The organism is Streptomyces sp. NBC_01476, from assembly GCF_036227265.1.
GTDB lineage: Bacteria > Actinomycetota > Actinomycetes > Streptomycetales > Streptomycetaceae > Actinacidiphila.
Genome location: NZ_CP109446.1, coordinates 6,433,240 through 6,451,348 on the forward strand (window position 1 = coordinate 6,433,240; position 18,109 = coordinate 6,451,348).

General features: G+C 72.9%; 16 protein-coding genes and 2 pseudogenes. 6 read left to right on the forward strand and 12 right to left on the reverse strand.

The genetic code is table 11. The annotated features are described in order from the left end of the window. Positions 1-150: 150 nt before the first annotated feature. The 4 genes from OG552_RS28140 to OG552_RS28155 form a co-directional block, all read right to left on the reverse strand. A complete protein-coding gene (locus OG552_RS28140; protein WP_322899662.1) occupies positions 151-234 on the reverse strand; it encodes a putative leader peptide in 84 nt (27 codons plus the stop codon). 60 nt (positions 235-294) lie between these two features. Continuing rightward, on the reverse strand, positions 295-834 hold the full coding sequence (locus OG552_RS28145; protein ID WP_329137616.1) for a GNAT family N-acetyltransferase: 540 nt from the start codon (positions 832-834) through the stop codon (positions 295-297). Positions 835-863: 29 nt separating this feature from the next. Beyond that, complete coding sequence (locus tag OG552_RS28150) at positions 864-2,138, reverse strand: GAF domain-containing protein (protein WP_443071050.1); 1,275 nt, start codon at positions 2,136-2,138, stop codon at positions 864-866. A 378-nt stretch (positions 2,139-2,516) separates the two neighbouring features. Then, the gene (locus OG552_RS28155; RefSeq protein WP_329137617.1) at positions 2,517-4,172 is read right to left on the reverse strand and encodes an acyl-CoA dehydrogenase family protein; all 1,656 of its coding nucleotides are present in this window, start codon (positions 4,170-4,172) and stop codon (positions 2,517-2,519) included. An 18-nt stretch (positions 4,173-4,190) separates the two neighbouring features. Here OG552_RS28155 and OG552_RS28160 point away from each other — a divergent pair, with 18 nt between their 5' ends. Together OG552_RS28160 and OG552_RS28165 are read left to right on the forward strand one after the other, a co-directional pair. Further along, entirely contained in the window at positions 4,191-5,483 is a 1,293-nt protein-coding gene (locus OG552_RS28160; RefSeq protein ID WP_329137618.1) for a YihY/virulence factor BrkB family protein, read from the forward strand. A 153-nt stretch (positions 5,484-5,636) separates the two neighbouring features. After that, entirely contained in the window at positions 5,637-6,347 is a 711-nt protein-coding gene (locus tag OG552_RS28165; RefSeq protein WP_443071051.1) for a helix-turn-helix domain-containing protein, read from the forward strand. On the opposite strand, the gene OG552_RS28170 is transcribed toward OG552_RS28165, so the two are convergent. Next, positions 6,341-6,751 carry a VOC family protein gene (locus tag OG552_RS28170; protein WP_329137620.1) on the reverse strand — a complete coding sequence of 137 codons (411 nt, stop codon included), beginning with the start codon at positions 6,749-6,751 and terminating at the stop codon, positions 6,341-6,343. The genes OG552_RS28165 and OG552_RS28170 overlap by 7 nt on opposite strands. A 273-nt stretch (positions 6,752-7,024) precedes the next feature. Between OG552_RS28170 and OG552_RS28175 the strand changes: the two genes are divergently transcribed. Beyond that, positions 7,025-8,275: a ThuA domain-containing protein gene (locus OG552_RS28175; protein WP_329137623.1), complete on the forward strand. Its 1,251-nt coding sequence runs from the start codon at positions 7,025-7,027 to the stop codon at positions 8,273-8,275. A gap of 62 nt (positions 8,276-8,337) precedes the next feature. Here OG552_RS28175 and OG552_RS28180 read toward each other — a convergent pair. The 5 genes and pseudogenes from OG552_RS28180 to modA form a co-directional block, all read right to left on the reverse strand. Next, a pseudogene (locus OG552_RS28180) lies at positions 8,338-8,511 on the reverse strand (NAD-dependent formate dehydrogenase); the annotation flags it as partial. A gap of 265 nt (positions 8,512-8,776) precedes the next feature. Further along, positions 8,777-8,902 (reverse strand): annotated as a pseudogene (locus OG552_RS28185) (LysR family transcriptional regulator); the annotation flags it as partial. Positions 8,903-8,954: 52 nt separating this feature from the next. Then, positions 8,955-10,094, reverse strand: coding sequence for an ABC transporter ATP-binding protein (locus OG552_RS28190; RefSeq protein ID WP_329137624.1), 1,140 nt, complete (start codon positions 10,092-10,094; stop codon positions 8,955-8,957). Beyond that, positions 10,091-10,975, reverse strand: coding sequence for a molybdate ABC transporter permease subunit (gene modB, locus OG552_RS28195; protein ID WP_329137627.1), 885 nt, complete (start codon positions 10,973-10,975; stop codon positions 10,091-10,093). Before modB ends, OG552_RS28190 begins: the two co-directional genes overlap by 4 nt. After that, positions 10,972-11,817, reverse strand: coding sequence for a molybdate ABC transporter substrate-binding protein (modA, locus tag OG552_RS28200; RefSeq protein WP_329137629.1), 846 nt, complete (start codon positions 11,815-11,817; stop codon positions 10,972-10,974). The genes modB and modA overlap by 4 nt, the downstream gene beginning before the upstream one ends. A gap of 370 nt (positions 11,818-12,187) precedes the next feature. Between modA and OG552_RS28205 the strand changes: the two genes are divergently transcribed. Then, a complete protein-coding gene (locus tag OG552_RS28205; protein WP_329141211.1) occupies positions 12,188-12,628 on the forward strand; it encodes a hypothetical protein in 441 nt (146 codons plus the stop codon). Positions 12,629-12,786: 158 nt separating this feature from the next. Here OG552_RS28205 and OG552_RS28210 read toward each other — a convergent pair whose 3' ends face one another. Then, entirely contained in the window at positions 12,787-14,256 is a 1,470-nt protein-coding gene (locus tag OG552_RS28210; protein ID WP_329137630.1) for an MFS transporter, read from the reverse strand. A gap of 231 nt (positions 14,257-14,487) precedes the next feature. On the opposite strand from OG552_RS28210, the gene OG552_RS28215 reads away from it, so the two are divergent. Further along, positions 14,488-15,897: a D-alanyl-D-alanine carboxypeptidase family protein gene (locus tag OG552_RS28215; protein ID WP_329137632.1), complete on the forward strand. Its 1,410-nt coding sequence runs from the start codon at positions 14,488-14,490 to the stop codon at positions 15,895-15,897. A 174-nt stretch (positions 15,898-16,071) separates the two neighbouring features. After that, positions 16,072-17,565 (forward strand): alkaline phosphatase family protein, encoded by a 1,494-nt coding sequence (locus OG552_RS28220; protein WP_329137634.1) that lies wholly within the window; start codon positions 16,072-16,074, stop codon positions 17,563-17,565. Positions 17,566-17,716: 151 nt separating this feature from the next. Here OG552_RS28220 and OG552_RS28225 read toward each other — a convergent pair whose 3' ends face one another. Further along, positions 17,717-17,929 carry a hypothetical protein gene (locus OG552_RS28225; RefSeq protein WP_329137636.1) on the reverse strand — a complete coding sequence of 71 codons (213 nt, stop codon included), beginning with the start codon at positions 17,927-17,929 and terminating at the stop codon, positions 17,717-17,719. Positions 17,930-18,109: the final 180 nt, after the last annotated feature.

Here is an 18,109-nt window from a genome sequence, read left to right on the forward strand (position 1 = left end):
GCAGGCAGGAGTACGGGTCGGTGCGGCGCGGAAGTACCCTACGGCCTGCGAAAACGCGGAGCGGCGAGGCTCAGCGAGGGCAGCGGGGCGACCGCGCGGTCCACGACGACGGGGAGGGCGGCGCTGTTTCGAGTGCTGGCGCTGGTGTGGTCAGCCCGCCGGACAGATGGCGCTGGACACGCGGCAGAAGTCGACGTGCGGCCGACCTACCAAGGCGATTCCAGTGCGTGACATGTCGAAAGCGTGGCACGCGGGTCTCCGGAGCGTCCACCAGGATCCAGTATGTGGACTTCTTTATCCCACGGACTGAGACACTGTGGTTTTGGTCACCCGGAACCCCCGGCGCCGGTAATTCCCCAGGGCGTGGGGCCCGTCGAGCGAGCAGGTGTGCAGCCACACCCGCCCGGTGGCCGGCCGCCCCGGCCACCGCCGCGCCAGCTCCCAGGCCCGCGCGGTGCCGTACGACAGCAGGTGTCCGCCGATGCCGAGGCCGCGGAAGCGCGGCAGCAGCCCGAAGTAGACGATCTCCACCGCCCCCTCGTCCTGCCCGGCCAGCTCCAGATAACCGGCCGGCGTGCCGTGCCGGTACGCCACCCACAGCTCCCGGCCGGGCTCCTCCAGGTGCCGCTGCCACTGCTCCGGCGCCCACGGCAACCGGTCGGTCCAGGAGCAGTCGCCGCCCACCGCCGTATACAGAAACCGCCCGAACACCCCCGACGGCTCCTCGGCCCGCACCACCGTCACCCCGGCCTCCGCCGGCGGTACGGCGGCCGGCCGCAGCTCCTCGGGCGCGGTCAGTTCGAGATACCAGGTGGTCACGGCGGTGCCTGTCATGCCGCCACCCTAAGCGGCGCCCGGAGCCGTCACCGGCGGGCGGCCACCACCGCGGGTGCCACCGAGTGCGGCAGCAGCTCCGTGCGCAGGGCCGGGCGGACCAGCTCGACGTCCACCCCGTCGGCGAAGCGGTACGGACGGTGCGCCAGCACCCCGGCGAGATTGCGCCGCAGCCGCGACAGCTCGGCACGGACCGTCACCGCGCGGCCGGGGTCGCCGAAGAGGTCCGCCGCCAGCTGCGCCGCGGTGCGGCCCGACCGGTGCACCGCCAGGACGAAGAGCAGCTCCGCGTGGCGGGGGCTGAGCCGCTGCACCCAGCTGCCGGCCGGTCCCTCCACCGTCACCAGCCACTCCCGCGGCCGGCTCAGGTCCACCACCACCCGGCCGGCGGCCGGCGCCCGCTCCCGTCCGCCGACCCGGATCAGCCAGCCGCCCGGCAGCGGCTCCAGCGCGCACAGCCCCAGCGACGGCAGCCACACCTCCCCGGCCCGCACCGACACCGGCAGTGCCACCCGCCCGGTCGGCGCCATCCCGGTCACCGCCGCGGTCCAGCCGTTGCGGTCCACCGCGAGCGCCTGGCCGCCGATCCGGGCCAGCAGCGGCGCGGCCATCGCCCGCAGCCGCTCCACCGCGGCCCAGTGCCCGGCCCGCAGCTCGCCCTCGGCGACCCGGGCCACCGCCGACACCAGGGAGAGGGTCGCCGGATGCGCGGTGGCCGCCGGGCCGCTCACGTCCACCACCCCCAGCAGCCGGCCGCTGCGCGGGTCGTGCAGCGGTGCGGCGGCGCAGGTCCAGCCGTGGTGGACCCGGACGAAGTGTTCGGCCGAGTGCACCTGGAGCGGGGACCGGGTGACCAGGGCGGTGCCTATCGCGTTGGTGCCCACCACGTCCTCGGCCCAGGAGGCACCTTCGGCCAGGCCCAGCCGGTCCGCGCTCTTGCGCACCGCCAGGTTGCCGTCCCGCCACAGCACCCGTCCCTCGGCGTCGGTCACCACCATGATGTGCCAGGCCGCGTCCGCGACGGTGACCAGCCCGTCGCGGAGCACCGGCAGGATCTCGCCGAGCGGGGTGTCCTGCCGGCGCTGCTCGATCTCGTCGGTGCTCAGCAGCCCGCTGTGCCGCCCGGTGTCCGGGTCGAGCCCGGCGGCCAGCATCCGGGCCCAGGACTCGCCGATCACCGTCCGGGGCGGCCGCGGCGGCACCTCACCGGAGAGCGTCGCCTCGCGCACCGCGGCCAGCAGGTGCGCCGAGGTCCGCATGTCCAGGGTGTCCAGCCGTCCGAGCCCGATCGGTAGGTCTGACACGAAGCCCCCGCCCTCGAAACCTGCCGGCCCCCTCCCGTGCCCCGCCGTCCCCGGGAGCCCCCTGGGAGGACCGCGCAGCACATGCAACGGGTTGCAACGGTTGCGAGCGTACGTGACTTCGACGGAGAGTGACGCCGCATCACCGAACCCGGAAGTCCGGTGCGTGCACGCCGCGGTGACCGCGGCCCCAGGACCGGGGGTGGTGCCGAGTCGGCGCGGCACCACCCTCGTCTTTCCGCCGGCCGGCCGGCCGGCCGCCGACGCCCGACACGAGACAGCCGGCAGCCGGCCGCAGGCAGCACGCCGGTGCGGGCGGGATCCTTCGCAGCCGCGCCGGGCCGTCCCGTACGGCTCAGCGCGCCACCCGTCCCGTACGGCTCAGCGCGCCACCGGCCGCGCCCGGTCCACGATCGCGGTCAGATCCAGCGTGTGCGGCAGCGTCCCGAAGGCCGACCCCCAGTCCCCGCCGAGCCGTGAGGCGCAGAACGCGTCCGCGACCGCGGCCGGTGCGAACCGCACCAGCAGCGAACCCTGCAGCACCAGCGCCATCCGCTCCACGATCCGCCGGGCCCGGGCCTCGACGCCGTCCAGGTCGGCGAGTTCGCCCAGCAGGTCCTTGATCGCCCGGTCCAGCCGGTGGTCGGCGCCCCGGGCGAGGCCGATCTCGCCGAGGAAGGCGTTCAGCGCCAGCGGCTCGCGCTGCAGCACCCGCAGCACGTCGAGCGCCTGGACGTTCCCCGAGCCCTCCCACACCGAGTTCAGCGGCGACTCGCGGAAGATCCGCGGCATGCCGGACTCCTCGACGTAGCCGTTGCCGCCCAGGCACTCCAGCGCCTCCGCCGCGACCGCAGGACACCGCTTCGTCACCCAGTACTTGGTGATCGCGACCCCCAGCCTCCGCATATGCCGCTCCTGTTCGGTGTCCGCGTCACAGGAGGCGGCCAGCCGCAGCGCGGTGGTGGTCGCCGCCTCCGACTCCAGCGCCAGATCGGCCAGCACATTGCGCATCAGCGGCTTGTCCGCCAAGGGGCCGCCGAAGGCGCTGCGGTACGTGGCGTGGTGGATCGCCTGCGCCACCGCCTGCCGCATCAGCGCGGCCGAACCCAGCGCGCAGTCCAGCCGGGTCGCCGCCACCATCTCGATGATGACCGCCACCCCGCGGCCCTCCTCGCCCACCCGCCGCGCCCAGCTGCCCGCGAACTCCACCTCCGCGGAGGCGTTGGAGCGGTTGCCCAGCTTGTCCTTGAGCCGCTGGATCGCGAAGACGTTCCGGCTGCCGTCCGGCAGCACACGGGGCAGCAGAAAGCAGGTCAGCCCGCCGCCCCCGGAGCTGTTCCCCGGCACCCGCGCCAGCACCAGGAAGCCGTCCGACATCGGCGCGGAACAGAACCACTTGTGCCCGGTCAGGGCGTACGTGCCCGGCTCCGCCAGCGGCTGCGCCGTGGTGGTGTTGGCCCGCACGTCCGAGCCGCCCTGCTTCTCCGTCATGCCCATCCCGAACAGTGCCCCCGGTTTGCCGCCCGGCACCGTCAGCCGCTGGTCGTAGGCATGCGAGCCGAGCCGTGGCTCCCACTCGGCGGCCAGCTCCGGGTCGGCCCGCAGCGCCGGCACCGCGGCGTGCGTCATCGACACCGGACAGCCGTGACCCGCCTCGGCCTGCGACCAGACCAGGAAGCCCGCCGCCCGCCGCAGGTGCCCGTCCGGCCGCGACCAGGCGTCGGTCAGCCCGGCCGAGACCGCGTGCCCGAGCAGCCGGTGCCAGGACGGGTGGAAGTCCACCTCGTCGACCCGGTTGCCGTACCGGTCGTGGGTGCGCAGCACCGGCGGATACGTATTCGCCTCGGTGGCCCACGCCTGCGCCTGGACCGAACCGGCGGCCCGGCCCAGCTCGGAGAGTTCCGCCTCGATGCCCGCCAGCCGCTCAGGACCGGCGTGCCGGGACACCGCTTCTGTGAGTGCGCTGTCGGTGCTGTACACGTCATGCCCGACCAGCGGGGGCGGCTGGTTCCCGACCGTGTGAGTGGGGGTGCTCATGGCAGATAACGTAAGGGGGTGCACGCAGAGGAAAGAAGCCACCGGCGGCCGAACCGGTGGCGCAGGGTCCGCGCCCTGTACCGCAACGTCTCCACGCGCAAGGTGGCCTGGCTGCTCACCAAGGACACCGTGGACTCGTGCATGGAGTACCGGGTCACCGGGCTCGCCGCGGAGGCCGCTTTCTTCGTGCTGCTCTCGCTGCCGCCGCTGCTGCTCGGCCTGGTCGGCGCGCTCGGCTATGTGGACACGGTGATCGGGCTCGACACGATCGACCACATCCAGCAGAACATCCTCACCGCCTCCTCCACCGTGCTCTCCGACAAGGGCGTCAACGACCTGGTGAAACCGCTGGTCAACAGCGTCTTCCACGGCCGGCGGCCGGATCTGGTCTCGATCGGCTTCCTCTTCGCGCTGTGGTCGGGGTCCCGCGCGGTGAACGTCTTCGTCGACACCATCACGATCATGTACGGCCTGGAGGGGCACCGCGGCATCGTCAAGACCCGGCTGATGTCGCTGGTGCTGTACGTGGTCGCGCTGGTGCTGGGCGCGGCCGTGCTGCCGCTGGTGGTGGCGGGCCCCGACGCGGTCACCAACTGGGTGCCCGGCGGGGCGGGCGTCGTCCACGTCCTGTACTGGCCCGCCGCGCTGCTGGCCTCGATCGCCTTCCTCACCACCCTCTACCACGTGTCGGTGCCGGTGCGGTCGGCCTGGTACGAGGACGTGCCGGGCGCGCTCGTCGCGCTGCTGATGTGGGTGTTCGGCAGCTTCGTCCTGCGGATCTACCTCACCCACAGCGTCGAGGGCCCGACGATCTACGGCTCGCTGGCGGCGCCGGTCGCGGTCCTGCTGTGGATCGGGGTGTCCGCCTTCGCGGTGCTGGTCGGCGCGGCGGTCAACGCGGCGGTGGACCGGGTCTGGCCGTCGCTGGCCACCGCGGCGGCCCGCGAGGAGACCGCGCGGCTGCGGGAGGCCGCCGCCGCGGAGGTGGTGGCCCGCGCGACCGCCGACCTGGCGGCCCTGGAGAGCGGCGAGGACGAGGACTTCCCCGACGACGCGCCGTCGGAGTACCCGGAGCGCTGGGCCGGTTTCCTGCCGCCCACCGACGTCCGGGCCCGGCTGCGCCGCCCCCGTGGCCCAGGACCGATCGCCTACCCGCCGCCGGACCGCCCCGAGGCCCCGCCCGCCCCGCACCCCCCGTTCGGCGAACGGGGCTCCTATGTGCCGCCCCCCGCCCAGCCCCCACTCCTGCCGCCGCCACCGCCGTACCCCCCGGTGATCTCCCCCTGGCAGGGGGAGGAGCGGGACCGCTGAGGGCTGGAGTTCAGATGCGTGGACACACCACCCTTTCCGTCCACGACACGATGCCGCCGGCGGCGTGCGCCGACCGCACGGTGGGAACGGCCGGGCGCCGCGGGAACGGCAGCCCCCCCGCGGGCACGGCCGGGCGCCGCAGGCACGCCCCCGGTGGACAATGAACCCGTGGAGGACGCCTACCGCGAGTGGCCCGGCCGGGCGGCCGGGGTGACCGTCTGGACCCGGGGCGACGCCGCCGGCAGGTATCTGGTGCTGCCTGACGGCTGCATGGACCTGATCTGGCACAACGGCACCCTTCTGATCGCCGGCCCGGACACCGCCGCCCAGCTCTCCGACGACCCGCCGGGCTCCTCCTACGCCGGCCTGCGTTTCGCGCCGGGGTCGGGACCCGGCCTGCTGGGCATCCCGGCCCGGGAGCTGCGCGACCTGCGGGTGCCGCTCGACGCGGCCTGGCCGGGCCCGGCGGCACGGGTGCTCACCGAGCGGATCGAGCGGACCGCCGGGGGCCCGGCGGCCGGCCTGGAGGCGTGGGCGGTGCACCGCGTCCGTACCGTGGGAACGCCGGACCCGCTGCCCGGCCACGTCGCCGCCGCCCTGCGCCAGGGCCGTACGGTCACCGAGGTCGCGGCCGGAACCGGCCTGGGGGAGCGGCAGTTGCGCCGGCGCTGCGAGGCGGCCTTCGGCTACGGACCCAAGACCCTGGCCCGGGTGCTGCGCCTCCAGCGGGCCCTGGCGCTGGCCCGCTCCGGCATCCCGCCGGCCACCGTGGCCGCCGAGGCCGGCTACGCCGACCAGCCCCATCTCTCCCGTGAGGTGAAGGCACTTGCCGGGGTGCCGCTGACGGCGCTGCTGGCTCACTGACCCCGGTCGGTCGCCGCGAAGAGGTCGACGGTGTTGCCGTCCGGGTCGTGGACGACGGCGTACCGCTGGCCCCAGAAGGCGTCCCACGGCTTGAGGTGCCCGGTGTGACCCGCGCCGGTCAGCTCCGCCCAGGTCTCGTCCACCCCCTGCGGGGTGCCGCAGTCGAAGGCGAGCGAGATCCGGGCGCCGGGGGTCCGGCTCCAGCCGGGGTCGAAGGAGGTGACCGTCGCCTCGGTGTCCCAGGCGAGCCGCAGCCCGCCGGGCAGGGCCACCTCGACGTGCGGCCGGGTGTCCGCGTCGGCGGGCAGGTCGAGGCCGAGCCGGCGGTAGAAGGCCAGCGAGGCCGCCATGTCGGCGGCCACGATGCCGATCAGGTCGATACGCGGTGCGGTGCGTGCTGTCATACCGCTCACGCTAGACAGGGCGGGTGCCCGCGTCTTGAAGGAAACGGACACCCGCCCATGCCGCCCCCGGATGGTTGCTCACACCCGGTTCGCTGCGCCGCCGCGAAGGCGCACCCTGCTCCGCGGCGGCGCGGTTCTGTGGTGATCCCGGCGTCGGATCCTGCCGCCAGGCTGGTATGGACCATAGGTCATTGACATGAACAACGTCTAGACCTTTGAATCCTGCTGCACGCGCACGTTTCCCCCACCGTCGCGCATCAGGAAGGTCCCCCCATGTCCAGACCCCGTACGGCGATCGCCGCCTGGCCCCGCACCCTGATACGGCTCTTCGCACTCTTCGCCGTGGTGCTCGGCCTGCAGGCGGCGCCCGCCCATCACGCCCAGGCCGCCCCCGCGGTCAAGGTGCTCGCCTTCTACGACGGCACCTACGACGCCGCGCACATCAGCTTCGTGCACGAGGCGAACGCGTGGTTCCCCGCGCACGCGGCGCAGTACGGCTTCTCGTACACCTCGACCAACGACTGGAGCCAGCTCAACACCGCCAATCTGGCCAACTACCAGGTGGTGATGTTCCTCGACAACTACCCGCAGACCGCGGCCCAGCAGAGCGCCTTCCAGACGTACATGAACAACGGCGGCGGCTGGATCGGCTTCCATGTCGCGGCGTACAACGACGCGTCGTCCAGCGGCTGGTCGTGGTACCACCAGACCTTCCTCGGCACCGGCACCTTCAAGTCCAACAGCTGGGGCCCGACCGCCGAGACGCTGAAGATCGAGGACCCGAACCACCCGGCCACCGCGGGCCTGCCCGGCACCATCGCCTCCTCGGTCAGCGAGTGGTACAGCTGGCAGAACGACCTGCGGCAGAACCCGAACATCGACATCCTCGCGTCGATGGACCAGTCGACCTTCCCGATCGGCACCGACCCCAGCCAGACCTGGTACAGCGGCTACTACCCGATCGTGTGGACCAACAAGAACTACAAGATGGTCTACAACAACTTCGGGCACAACGACATGAACTACGCGACCAACACCGCGCTGTCGTCGACCTTCGCCAGCGCCCAGCAGAACCAGCTGCTGATCCAGGAGATCCGCTGGGCGGCCGGCCAGTCGGGACCGGTCACCCCGCCGCCGTCCGAGCCGTCCGGCGCGATCCACGGGTACGGCGGCAAGTGTGTGGACATCGCGGCGGCGAGCAGTGCGAACGGGGCGGCGGTGCAGCTCTACGACTGCAACGGCACCAATGCGCAGACGTGGACGGTGGGTTCTGACGGTTCGCTGCGGGCGCTGGGCAAGTGCATGGATGTGACGGCGGCCGGGACGGCGAACGGGACGACCGTGCAGTTGTACGACTGCAACGGCACTGCCGCGCAGAAGTGGGCGGCGAGCGGTGGCACGCTGGTGAACGCGGGGTCGGGGAAGTGCCTGGATGCCACCGGGCCGAGTTCGGCCAACGGCACCCGGCTGCAGATCTGGACCTGCGGCACCGGCGCCAACCAGCAGTGGACGCTGCCGAGTTGAGCTGAGACCGCGAACGCCGCGGCACCCGGGAGGCCCGCTCCCGGGTGCCGCGGCGCCGTCCGTCAGCTCCTGGTCGAGTACGACTGGGCGCCGGTGCCGGCCAGCGCACCGCCCGCCACGATCAGATACTCCTCACGGATCGGCGTCCCCTCCAGCCGGCTCTCCAGGATCTCCCGGGTGCCGGCCGCGTAACGCGCCTGCGCCGACAGGCTGGTGCCGGAGATGTGCGGGGTCATCTCCCGCGACGACAGCGACTCCAACGACACCCGGGCGCGCGGGGTGCTGAGCGCAGAAGGGCGTGGTCAGCAGCGACACCGCGCTGAGCGCGGTGGGGATCGCACCGAACCGCAGAGTGCCGGCCAGACCGCCCCGCATCGCCGACAACTCCTGCTGCAGCGCGTCCCGTTCGGCCAGTACCCGGTGCGCCCGGGCCAGCACCCGCTCGCCCTCCGGGGTCAGCCCCTCGAACCGCCGGCCGCGCCGGACGATCGGCACGTCCAGTTCGTGCTCCAGCTTGCGGATCGCCGCCGACAGCGACGGCTGCGAGACGTAACAGGCCGCGGCGGCACGGGCGAAGTGCCGTTCGCGGGCCAGAGCCACCAGGTATTCGAGCTGGCGCAGCAGCATCGCATCACCTTGCCACGGCCGGGGCCGGCCGGGTGCGGTCCGGCGGGTGCTTTCACGCGGGATAGGCGTGCGTCTGGGCGGCCTTCACCTGTGCCCACACCTCCGCGCCGGTCTCCAGGCCGAGTTCGGCGACCGCGACGGTGGTCAGGTCGGCGGCCAGCGGCAGCCCGTCGGCGACGCCGGTCAGCGCCACCCGGATCTGGTCGCCGTGCGTCTCCAGGCCGGTGATCCGGGCCCGCCAGGCGTTGCGGGCGGAGGAGTCGGGCCGGGTGCCGGAGAGGGTCACCGCGCTCGGCGGGAAGGCGACGAACGCCGGACCGGTCAGCGACTCGGTGCTGGTCAGCGCGAGTTCGGGGCCGATCCGCACGGTGTGTCCTGCCGCCTGACCCTGGTAGAGGTTGAGCCCGACCAGCCGGGCGATGTAGTCGGTCCGCGGCCGGCGGGCGATCTCCGCCGGGCCGCCCTCCTGTACCACCCGCCCGTGCTCGATCACCACCAGGCGGTCGGCGAGCACCATCGCGTCCAGCGGATCGTGCGTGACCAGGACCGCCACCGCCTCGAACGCGGCCAGGTGGCGCCGCAGTTCGGCCCGTACGTCCAGGCGGGCCCGTGCGTCCAGTGCGGCCAGCGGCTCATCGAGCAGCAGCAGCCGCGGCTCCGTCGCCAGCGCCCGGGCCAGCGCGACCCGCTGCGCCTGGCCGCCGGAGAGCCGCCGCGGTTTGGCGCCCGCGTGGTCGGTCAGGCCCATCCGCTCCAGCAGATCGGCCGCCACCGCGCGCGCCTGCGCCCGGGGCATGCCGTGGCAGCGCGGCCCGAAGGCCACGTTCTCCAGTGCGGACAGGTGCGGGAAGAGCAGGTAGTCCTGGAAGATCACCCCGACCGGCCGGCCCTCCGGCGCCACCCGGCGCCGTACCCCCGGCTCCTCCAGCGGTACACCGTCCAGCCGCAGATGCCCGCCGGTCAGCGGCGCGAGCCCGGCCAGTGCCCGCAACGACGTGGTCTTCCCCGCCCCGTTGGGCCCGAGCAGCGCCAGCACCTCACCGGGCGCCACGCTCAGCCGGACATCCAGGGTGAACGCCCCCCGGTCCAGCACGAGATGCGCGTCAAGGCCGGCCCCGCCCCCGCCCCCGCCGTCGGCCCTGCCGCCGGCCTCGTCCAGGTCCGGCGCAGGCAGCCGTTTGCCGAGCCTCATACCGCTCCCGTCCACCGGTCCCGCAGACCCGCCAGGACGGCGATCGAGACCGCGAGCAGTACCAGGCTCAGCGCGATGGCCGCCGCCGGGTCGTTCTGGAGGGCGAGGTAGACCGCCAGCGGCATCGTCTGGGTGCGGCCGGGGAAGCTGCCCGCGAAGGTGATCGTCGCGCCGAACTCGCCGAGCGCCCTGGCCCAGGCGAGGACCGCGCCGGCCGCCACCCCCGGCATGATCAGCGGCAGGGTGACCCGGCGGAAGGCGGTGAACCGGGAAGCGCCCAGTGTGGCGGCGGCCTCCTCGTAACGGGTGTCGGCGGCCCGCAGGGTGCCCTCCACGCTGATCACCAGGAACGGCATGGCCACGAACGCCTCCGCGACCACCACCCCGGAGGTGGTGAACGGCAGCGTGATGCCGAACCAGTCGTCCAGCGACCGCCCGACCACGCCGTTGCGCCCGAGCGCCAGCAGCAGGGCCACGCCGCCGACCACCGGCGGCAGCACCAGCGGGAGCGTCACCAGGGCCCGTACGATCCGCCGGCCGGGAAAGCTGGTACGGGCCAGCACCCAGGCCAGCGGCACACCGAGCACCAGCGCCACCACGGTGGCGGTCGTCGCGGTCTGCAGCGAGAGCCGCAGCGCCTGCCACACCGACGCACTGGTCAGCTGGTCGGGCAGCGTCCGCCACGGCGCCCGGATCAGCAGCGCGAGCAGCGGCAGCAGCAGGAACGCCAGCCCGATCAGCGCCGGCAGCAGCAACGGCAGCGGCGCCCCGCCGGCGACCGGGCGGCGACCCGGCCGGCGCCCCGGCCGACGCGGTCGCCGGGCCCGGACGCCGCCGGGCCCGGGCGCGGCGCCCTGCCCCTCGGCGGTACGGACACTCACGGGTTCAGGAAGCCCGCCTGGAGCAGCACCTTGTGGCCGAGGGTGGACTGCACCAGCGCGATGAACGCCTTGGCGCCCGCCGGGTTCGGTGCGCCCTTGAGCCGCACGATCGGGTAGTTGTTGATGGCCTTGGCGGATTCGGGGAAGTCCACGCCGTCCACCTTGCCACCGGCGGTGTTCACATCCGTCTTGTACACCACGGCCGCGTCCGCCTCCTTCAACTCCACCTTCGTCAGCGCCGACTTGACGTCCTGCTCGTACGACTTCGGGGTGAGTTTCAGATTGCTCGCGGTCAGCGCGGTCTGCGCGGCCGACCCGCACGGCACCGTCTTGGCGCAGAGCACGACGGTGAGCCCCTTCTGCGTGAGGTCCTTCAGCGACGTGATGTGCTTCGGGTTGCCCGGCAGCGTGGCGATTTCCAGCTGGTTGCGCACGAAGGTGGCCGGCGTGCCGTCGCCGTCGCCCGCGTCGGTGACCGTCTTCATCGTCTTGGGGCTGGCGGCGGCGAACACGTCGGCGGGCGCCCCGCTGGTGATGCTGGCGGCCAGCGTGTCACTGCCGCCGAAGTTGAACTGGACCTTGGTCCCCGGGTTCTCGCTCTCGAACTCCTTGCCCAGCGTGGTGAAGCTCTCCTGCAGCGAGGCCGCCGCGAAGACCACGACCGTGCCGGACACCGTCGGCGAGGCGCTCGCCGACGGGGCGGCCGTGGTTGTCGCCGGGGCCGAGGGCGAGGCGTCGGAGGACGTGTCGGAGTCCGAGGAGCAGGCGGTCAGCGCCAGCAGGGCCGCGGCACTGCCGGCCGCCACAAGCAGGGTGCTGCGCCGCGCGAAACGGGTGGTCACAGGATGTCTCCCTCTCTGCCGCGCGCGGTGGCGCGGAATCCGCCGCTCCCGGTCGGACGGTCCCGGTCCGACGCGGGCGATCCTCGGTATGGGCGATGATGATGATAGTGCCGCATCTGCGAGGGGGATGTCTGCTGGAGCATTGCATAATCAGAACGAATGCGATGATCCCCTTTGCTGGTGCGATCGCACAGACGGGTCGCACGACGCCGGGCGCCCGGTGCCTCCGGCCGCCCCCGGTGCGCCCTGACACCCTCTTGCGCTCCGGTCGGCGCGGGCGCATATGAGATGGGTGACGGTATTTCCCGACCGCGTCCGCGCGGTATCCGACGCAGAACCCTCGCATCCGCGACCCTCCGGGTCGGTCGCCCTGTTCGGTGACCTCACCCGGCCTGCCCTGCTCACCGTCGCCGAACTGCGCGGCTGGCCCGAGCGGGAGACCGATGTCAGCTTCGAGTGCGCCACCAGCGGCACCCAGCGCCACCGCTTCCGCGGCCCGCTGCTGCACGATGTCCTGATCACCGCGGGGCCGGCCTTCCGTCCGGCGGCCGGCCGCCGCGACCGGCTGCGCTTCCTGATCACCGTCAGCGGCGGCGACGGCCACCACGCGCTGCTCACCTGGGCCGAGATCGACCCCGACTTCGGCGGCGCGCCCGTCCTGCTGGCCACCCGCATCGACGACGAGCCGCTGGATTCCCCCGGCCCGCAACTCGTCCTCCCGCAGGACCGCTGCGGCGCCCGCCACATCAGCGGCATCACCGCCATCGCCGTCGCCTCCCACCTCCCCGCGCCGCACACGGAACGGGGCTGAGCGGGCGGGGGCGGGAGCGGGCAACAGGGCGCCGCACGACGGCCGTTGAAGTGCGGCTGATCCTTCCGGGGGCCCGGCCAGAAGGGGCAGTCGCTGTCGTGTCCTGACCACCGGCCGGTGGCCGGTCGCTCGCGCGGTTCCTCCCCCGGAGGGGACCGTTACTCCGGGGCGTCACCCACCACGGTTCCGCCCGGTACCAGGGCGAGTTCGGCGTGCTCCGGCTCGCCGTCGGTGCCGCCGCGCAGCGTGCGGCCGGCGGCGGGGATCAGCATCGCGGCCAGCGCGGCCACCACCAGGGCGCCGGCCAGCATGGCGAAGCCGTTGGTGTAGCCGGACTCCTTGGGCAGGCCGCCCGGACCGTGGCCCGAGGTGACGATGCTGGCCATCAGGGCGGCGCCGATGGAGCCGCCGATGGTACGGATGTTGGCGTTCATGCCGCTGGCCACGCCGGTCTGCTCCGGCGGCACCGCGCTGACGATCAGACTGGACATCGCCGAGAAGGCGAGCCCGAAGCCGACGCCCATGACCGCGGTGGCGACGAACAGCTCCCCCTTCTCCTCGTGCGCGAAGGCGAGGATCGCCATCGACACCAGACCGACCAGGCAGCCGATGATCACCACGGCCTTGGCGCCGATCCGCCGGGCGAAGCTGCCCGCCCACATGCCGACCAGGAACATCGTCACCGAGGCCGGCAGCAGGATCAGGCCGGACTCGGTGATGCTCGCGCCGAAGCCGTATCCGGTGGACTTCGGCGTCTGCACGAACTCCGGCAGGAAGGCGAAGACGGCGTACATGCCGACGCCGATCAGCAGCGCGACCAGGTTGTTGGTCCACACCGCCTTCTTCCGCATCATGTTCATGTCGATCAGCGGGGCCGCCGCTCGCCGCTCGACCTCGACCCAGGCGACGGCCAGCACGACGGCGGCGATCAGCAGGCCGATCACCTTGCCCGAGGCCCAGCCCCAGGTCGGCGCCTCGCTCAGTGCCACCAGCAGGGCGACCAGCCATGCCGAGAGCAGCAGAGCGGGCGGCCAGCTGATCTTCCCCTCGGTCCGCACCGGCGACTCGGGGACGAAGAAGTGGGCGGCCACCGCGGCGGCGATGGTGAGGATCATCGGCAGCCAGAAGAGCCAGTGGTAGTCGAGCGCGTTGACGATCGGGCCGGCCAGCACGATGCCCAGGCCCGCGCCGACCGCGCTCAGTGAGGCGATGGCGCCGACGGCGCCGTTCAGCTTCTCTTGGGGGAACTCGTCCCGGATGATGCCGAAGGCCAGCGGGAGCACGCCGCCGCCGACGCCCTGGATGACGCGGGCGACGATCATCACCGTCACATTGGTGGCGAGCGCGGCCAGCAGGGATCCGACGGCGAGTGCGGCGAGGGTCGCCACGAAGACCCTCTCCTTGCCGATCATGTCGCCGATCCGGCCCATGATCGGCGTGAAGATCGACGCCGAGAGCAGGTAGGCGGTCAGTACCCAGGTCACGGTGTTCTGGTCGGTGTGCAGGTCCACCGCGATGGTGGCGAGCACCGGGGTGACCAGCGACTGCAGCAGCGCATAGGCGGCGACGCCCGCCGCGAGCACCGCGAACGTGACCTGATGGTGCGTGCGCCGGGTCTCTGACGCCATGGGACTCCCTCACCGGTCGGCCGTAAGCGGAACCAACATTCCGCCAGCGGTGCACAGACTATCGTATGAGGAATCCCTATTCCGTTTCGACCACGTCCTGAGCAAGCCCGCGCCCACGACGCCTGCAACCCCGGCCGGCGGGGGTCGCGGGTCGCGCCGCGGGCGGTCGGGGCTCATCCGGATGGGCTCGGTCACCGCGCCGAGCCGGGCGCGCGTTCCTACGGTCGAGGCATGACCGGGATCTCCACGCGTTCGACGGCGGCCGCAGTCGCCGCTCTCGCAGTCGGCTGCCTGCCCGTTGTCCTCGCCGCGAGTGCGGTGGCCCGGTCGGGTGACGCCGGAGCCGTCGCGCCCGCCCCCGCACCCGCCACCTTCACGTGGGCGCCGTCCCCGCAGGCCGCCGCCGCGACCGTACCCGCCCCGGGCTCCCAGGCGGACCCGGCGACCGCGGCTGCCGCGTCCCCGCAGGGCACCGCCGTGCCCGTCGCGTCCCCGCAGGCGTCCCTCCCGGCCGCGCCCGCCGCGCAGGCGCACGTTTCGTTGGCGGGTGGGGCCCTGCTGGGGCGGCCGGGGGTTCAGGTGCTGCCGCGGGCGGGGACGCCCGCACTGCCGAAGGACCTCTCCGGTCTGTCGTGGATCGTGTCCGACGCCCGCACCGGCCAGGTGCTCGCCGCGAAGGACGCGCACCGGCAGCTGCCGCCCGCCTCCACCCTCAAGACGCTCTTCGCCGTCACCGTGCTGCCCCGTTTCCCGGCGGCCACCACGCACAAGGTCACCGACGAGGACCTGGCCGGCACCGGGGAGGGCAGCAGCCTGGTCGGCGTGCAGGCCGGCCGGACGTACACCGTGGCCGACCTGTGGCGCGGGGTCTTCCTCGCCTCCGGCAACGACGCCGTGCACGTCCTGGCGCACATGAACGGCTCGGTGCCGCTGACCGTCTCCCAGATGCAGGCCAAGGCGAAGATGCTCGGCGCCGACGACACCCATGTGGTCTCACCCGACGGCTACGACATGCCCGGCCAGGTCTCCTCCGCCTACGACCTGTCGCTCTTCGCCCGGGCCGGCCTGAAGAACCCGGACTTCGCCCGCTACGCCGACACCGCCACCTCCCAGTTCCCCGGCGGTTACGACGCCAAGGGCACGTTCGTGGCCTCCTTCGGCATCCGCAACACCAACCGGCTGCTCACCGGCGCCGACGGCGTCACCAAGTACCCCGGCGTCATCGGGGTGAAGAACGGCTACACCACCAACGCGGGCAACACCCTGATCGCCGCCGCCACCCACGGCGACCGCACCCTCATCGCCACCGTCATGAACCCGCAGTCCGGCAAGCCGCAAGCCGTCTACAAGGAAGCCGGCGCCCTCCTCGACTGGGGCTTCGCCGCGGCGGGCCGCACCACCGCCGTCGGCACCCTCAACGCCGCCCCGCCGGCCGCCCCGAGCGCCGGGCCGGCAACCGTCCCCGCCGCGGGCAAACCGCTGCGCGCCGGGTCCGCCCGCCCCTCCGCACCGCCCGCGGCCGCCTGGTACGCAGGCGGCACCGTGGCCATCGCCCTGGGCGCCGCGCTGGCGATCCTGGCCGTGCGCCGCGGGCGACCGCGTCCGGCGCGCGAGAGCACGGAGAAGCGGACCGACCGGTGACGGCGGCCTGAACGGGCGTCATACCCCTCACCGACAGCGGTGGTAAGACCGTTTTACCTTCAACTGAAGTTCAGCCGGCGTGCGCCGAACAACGGCGTGATCATCAACAATGCCCATGAGTGTCGCGAAGTGCACCCTTCTTTCGGCCGGCAGGCCGATCTCGAAAGGACTTCGATGAACGACGCTCCGGACACCCGGCAGGAGTCAACGAGCCTCACCCGACGCAGACTTCTCGGTTCGGCAGCCACCGTCGGCGCCATCGCCGCCGCCGACCTCGCACTTCCCACGAACGTACGCAAGGCCCTCGCCCAGGACGGGTCGGGCCGCCGCGGCCGGCTCAAGGACGTCGAGCACGTCGTGCTCCTGATGCAGGAGAACCGCAGCTTCGACCACTACTACGGCACCCTGTCCGGTGTCCGCGGCTTCAGCGACCCGCACGCCGTCCGGCTGCCCAACGGCAGCCCCGTCTGGGAGCAGCCCGACGCGGTGAGCCCCGAGGGCAAGCTGCTCCCGTACCGACTCGACACCCGTACCACCGCCGCCCAGGTCATCCCCTCCACCAGCCACGAGTGGGCGGTGCAGCACCAGGCGTGGAACCACGGCAGGATGGACAGCTGGCTGCCCGCGCACCGCGCTGCCGACGGTGCCAATGGCCCTTACGTCATGGGCTACTTCACCCGTGAGGACATCCCCTTCCAGTACGCCCTCGCCGACGCGTTCACCGTGCTCGACTCCTACCACTGCTCGGTGCTCGGCCCGACCGGTCCGAACCGCCACATGTGGATGGCCGGCACCGTCGACCCGGACGGCCGGTTCGGCGGACCGTCCCTCACCACCGGCGCGCCCAACGCCGCCTACTCCTTCACGACGTACCCGGAGCGCCTCACCGAGGCCGGCGTGAGCTGGAAGATCTACCACCAGGACGGCGCGACCGGCCTGCCGAGCCTGCAGCACATCGCGCAGTACTTCAACGCGCAGCCCGGTACGCCCCTGCACGACCAGGCGATGGCCTCCTCGCCGCTCGGACAGTTCGAGTTCGACGCGAAGAACGACCAACTGCCCACCGTCAGCTGGCTGCTGCCGCCCAGCGGCTTCGACGAGCACCCGGCCGGTTCGCCGGCCGCCGGCGCGACCTTCGTCTCCAGCGTGATCGACGCCATCGCCGCCAACCCGGACGTCTGGGCCAAGACGGTCTTCATCCTCTCCTACGACGAGAACGACGGGATGTTCGACCACGTCGTCCCGCCCACGCCGAAGGCCGGCACACCGGGGGAGTTCGTCTTCAAGACGTCGGTCACCGGCGTCGACGGCGCCGGCCTCCCGGTGGGCCTCGGCTTCCGGGTGCCCGCGGTCATCGTCTCGCCGTGGACGGTGGGCGGCTGGGTCTGCTCCGAGCTCTTCGACCACACCTCGCAGCTCCGTTTCCTGGAGAAGGTCACCGGTGTGGTGGAGACGAACATCAGCCAGTGGCGGCGCCGCACGGTCGGTGACCTGACGTCCGCCTTCCGCTTCCACGACGCCAGCCGGTACATCCCCTCGCTGCCGGGCACCAACGGCCAGTACAACCTGGCCCAGTACGAGGCGGCCCACCTGCCGATGCCGGTCGCGCCCATCGCCCACCAGCGGGTGCCCCACCAGGAGCCGGGTCACCGCCCGCAGGTGCCGTAACCGCGCCGCTCGTCACGGAAGGCCCGCGACGGAGGGCCTGCGACAGAAGGCGCGTGACAGAAGGCTCGTGACAGAAGGAAGGCCACCGGACGCCGCGTCGGCGTCCGGTGGCCTTCAGGGTTGCGCTGCCCGCGCCGTACTCAGCGGACCCTCACCGGAGCAGCACGATGAAGGCGGCGGCCAGGACGATCAGGACCGCCACCGCGAGCATGAGGGTCCGGCCGGCCCGCAGCGTCCCCGAGGGGGCGCCGTGGTCGGCCCGTGCGTGATGGTGGTGGGGCTGCCCGTCGGTGCCGAGCCGGCCGTGACCGTGCCAGGCGTGGGCGCTGTGGGTGCTGGTCCCGGTGTGCGACATGTGCGACATGGAACGCTCCTGACCGCTCGTCGGGGTTCCAATGACACTGCGCGCATCGTGAGTACATCCGGCGAATCCGGGCAGACAGGGCCCCGTTCGGCGGTGCCGGCCGCATCGTTCCGAACGTCACACTGCCGTGCCGTCCCCGCAGGTCAGGCTCTTCCCGCCACCGCCCCGGACGGCTCCGGC

Coding starts and splice junctions, on each gene's coding strand:
- OG552_RS28175 (WP_329137623.1), top strand. CDS start 7,025: ATGTCCAGACCCCGTACGGCGATCGCCGCCTGGCCCCGCACCCTGATA.
- OG552_RS28220 (WP_329137634.1), top strand. CDS start 16,072: ATGAACGACGCTCCGGACACCCGGCAGGAGTCAACGAGCCTCACCCGA.
- OG552_RS28210 (WP_329137630.1), bottom strand. CDS start 14,256: ATGGCGTCAGAGACCCGGCGCACGCACCATCAGGTCACGTTCGCGGTG.
- OG552_RS28140 (WP_322899662.1), bottom strand. CDS start 234: ATGTCACGCACTGGAATCGCCTTGGTAGGTCGGCCGCACGTCGACTTC.
- OG552_RS28145 (WP_329137616.1), bottom strand. CDS start 834: ATGACAGGCACCGCCGTGACCACCTGGTATCTCGAACTGACCGCGCCC.
- OG552_RS28170 (WP_329137620.1), bottom strand. CDS start 6,751: ATGACAGCACGCACCGCACCGCGTATCGACCTGATCGGCATCGTGGCC.
- OG552_RS28190 (WP_329137624.1), bottom strand. CDS start 10,094: ATGAGGCTCGGCAAACGGCTGCCTGCGCCGGACCTGGACGAGGCCGGC.
- OG552_RS28215 (WP_329137632.1), top strand. CDS start 14,488: ATGACCGGGATCTCCACGCGTTCGACGGCGGCCGCAGTCGCCGCTCTC.
- OG552_RS28155 (WP_329137617.1), bottom strand. CDS start 4,172: ATGAGCACCCCCACTCACACGGTCGGGAACCAGCCGCCCCCGCTGGTC.
- OG552_RS28225 (WP_329137636.1), bottom strand. CDS start 17,929: ATGTCGCACATGTCGCACACCGGGACCAGCACCCACAGCGCCCACGCC.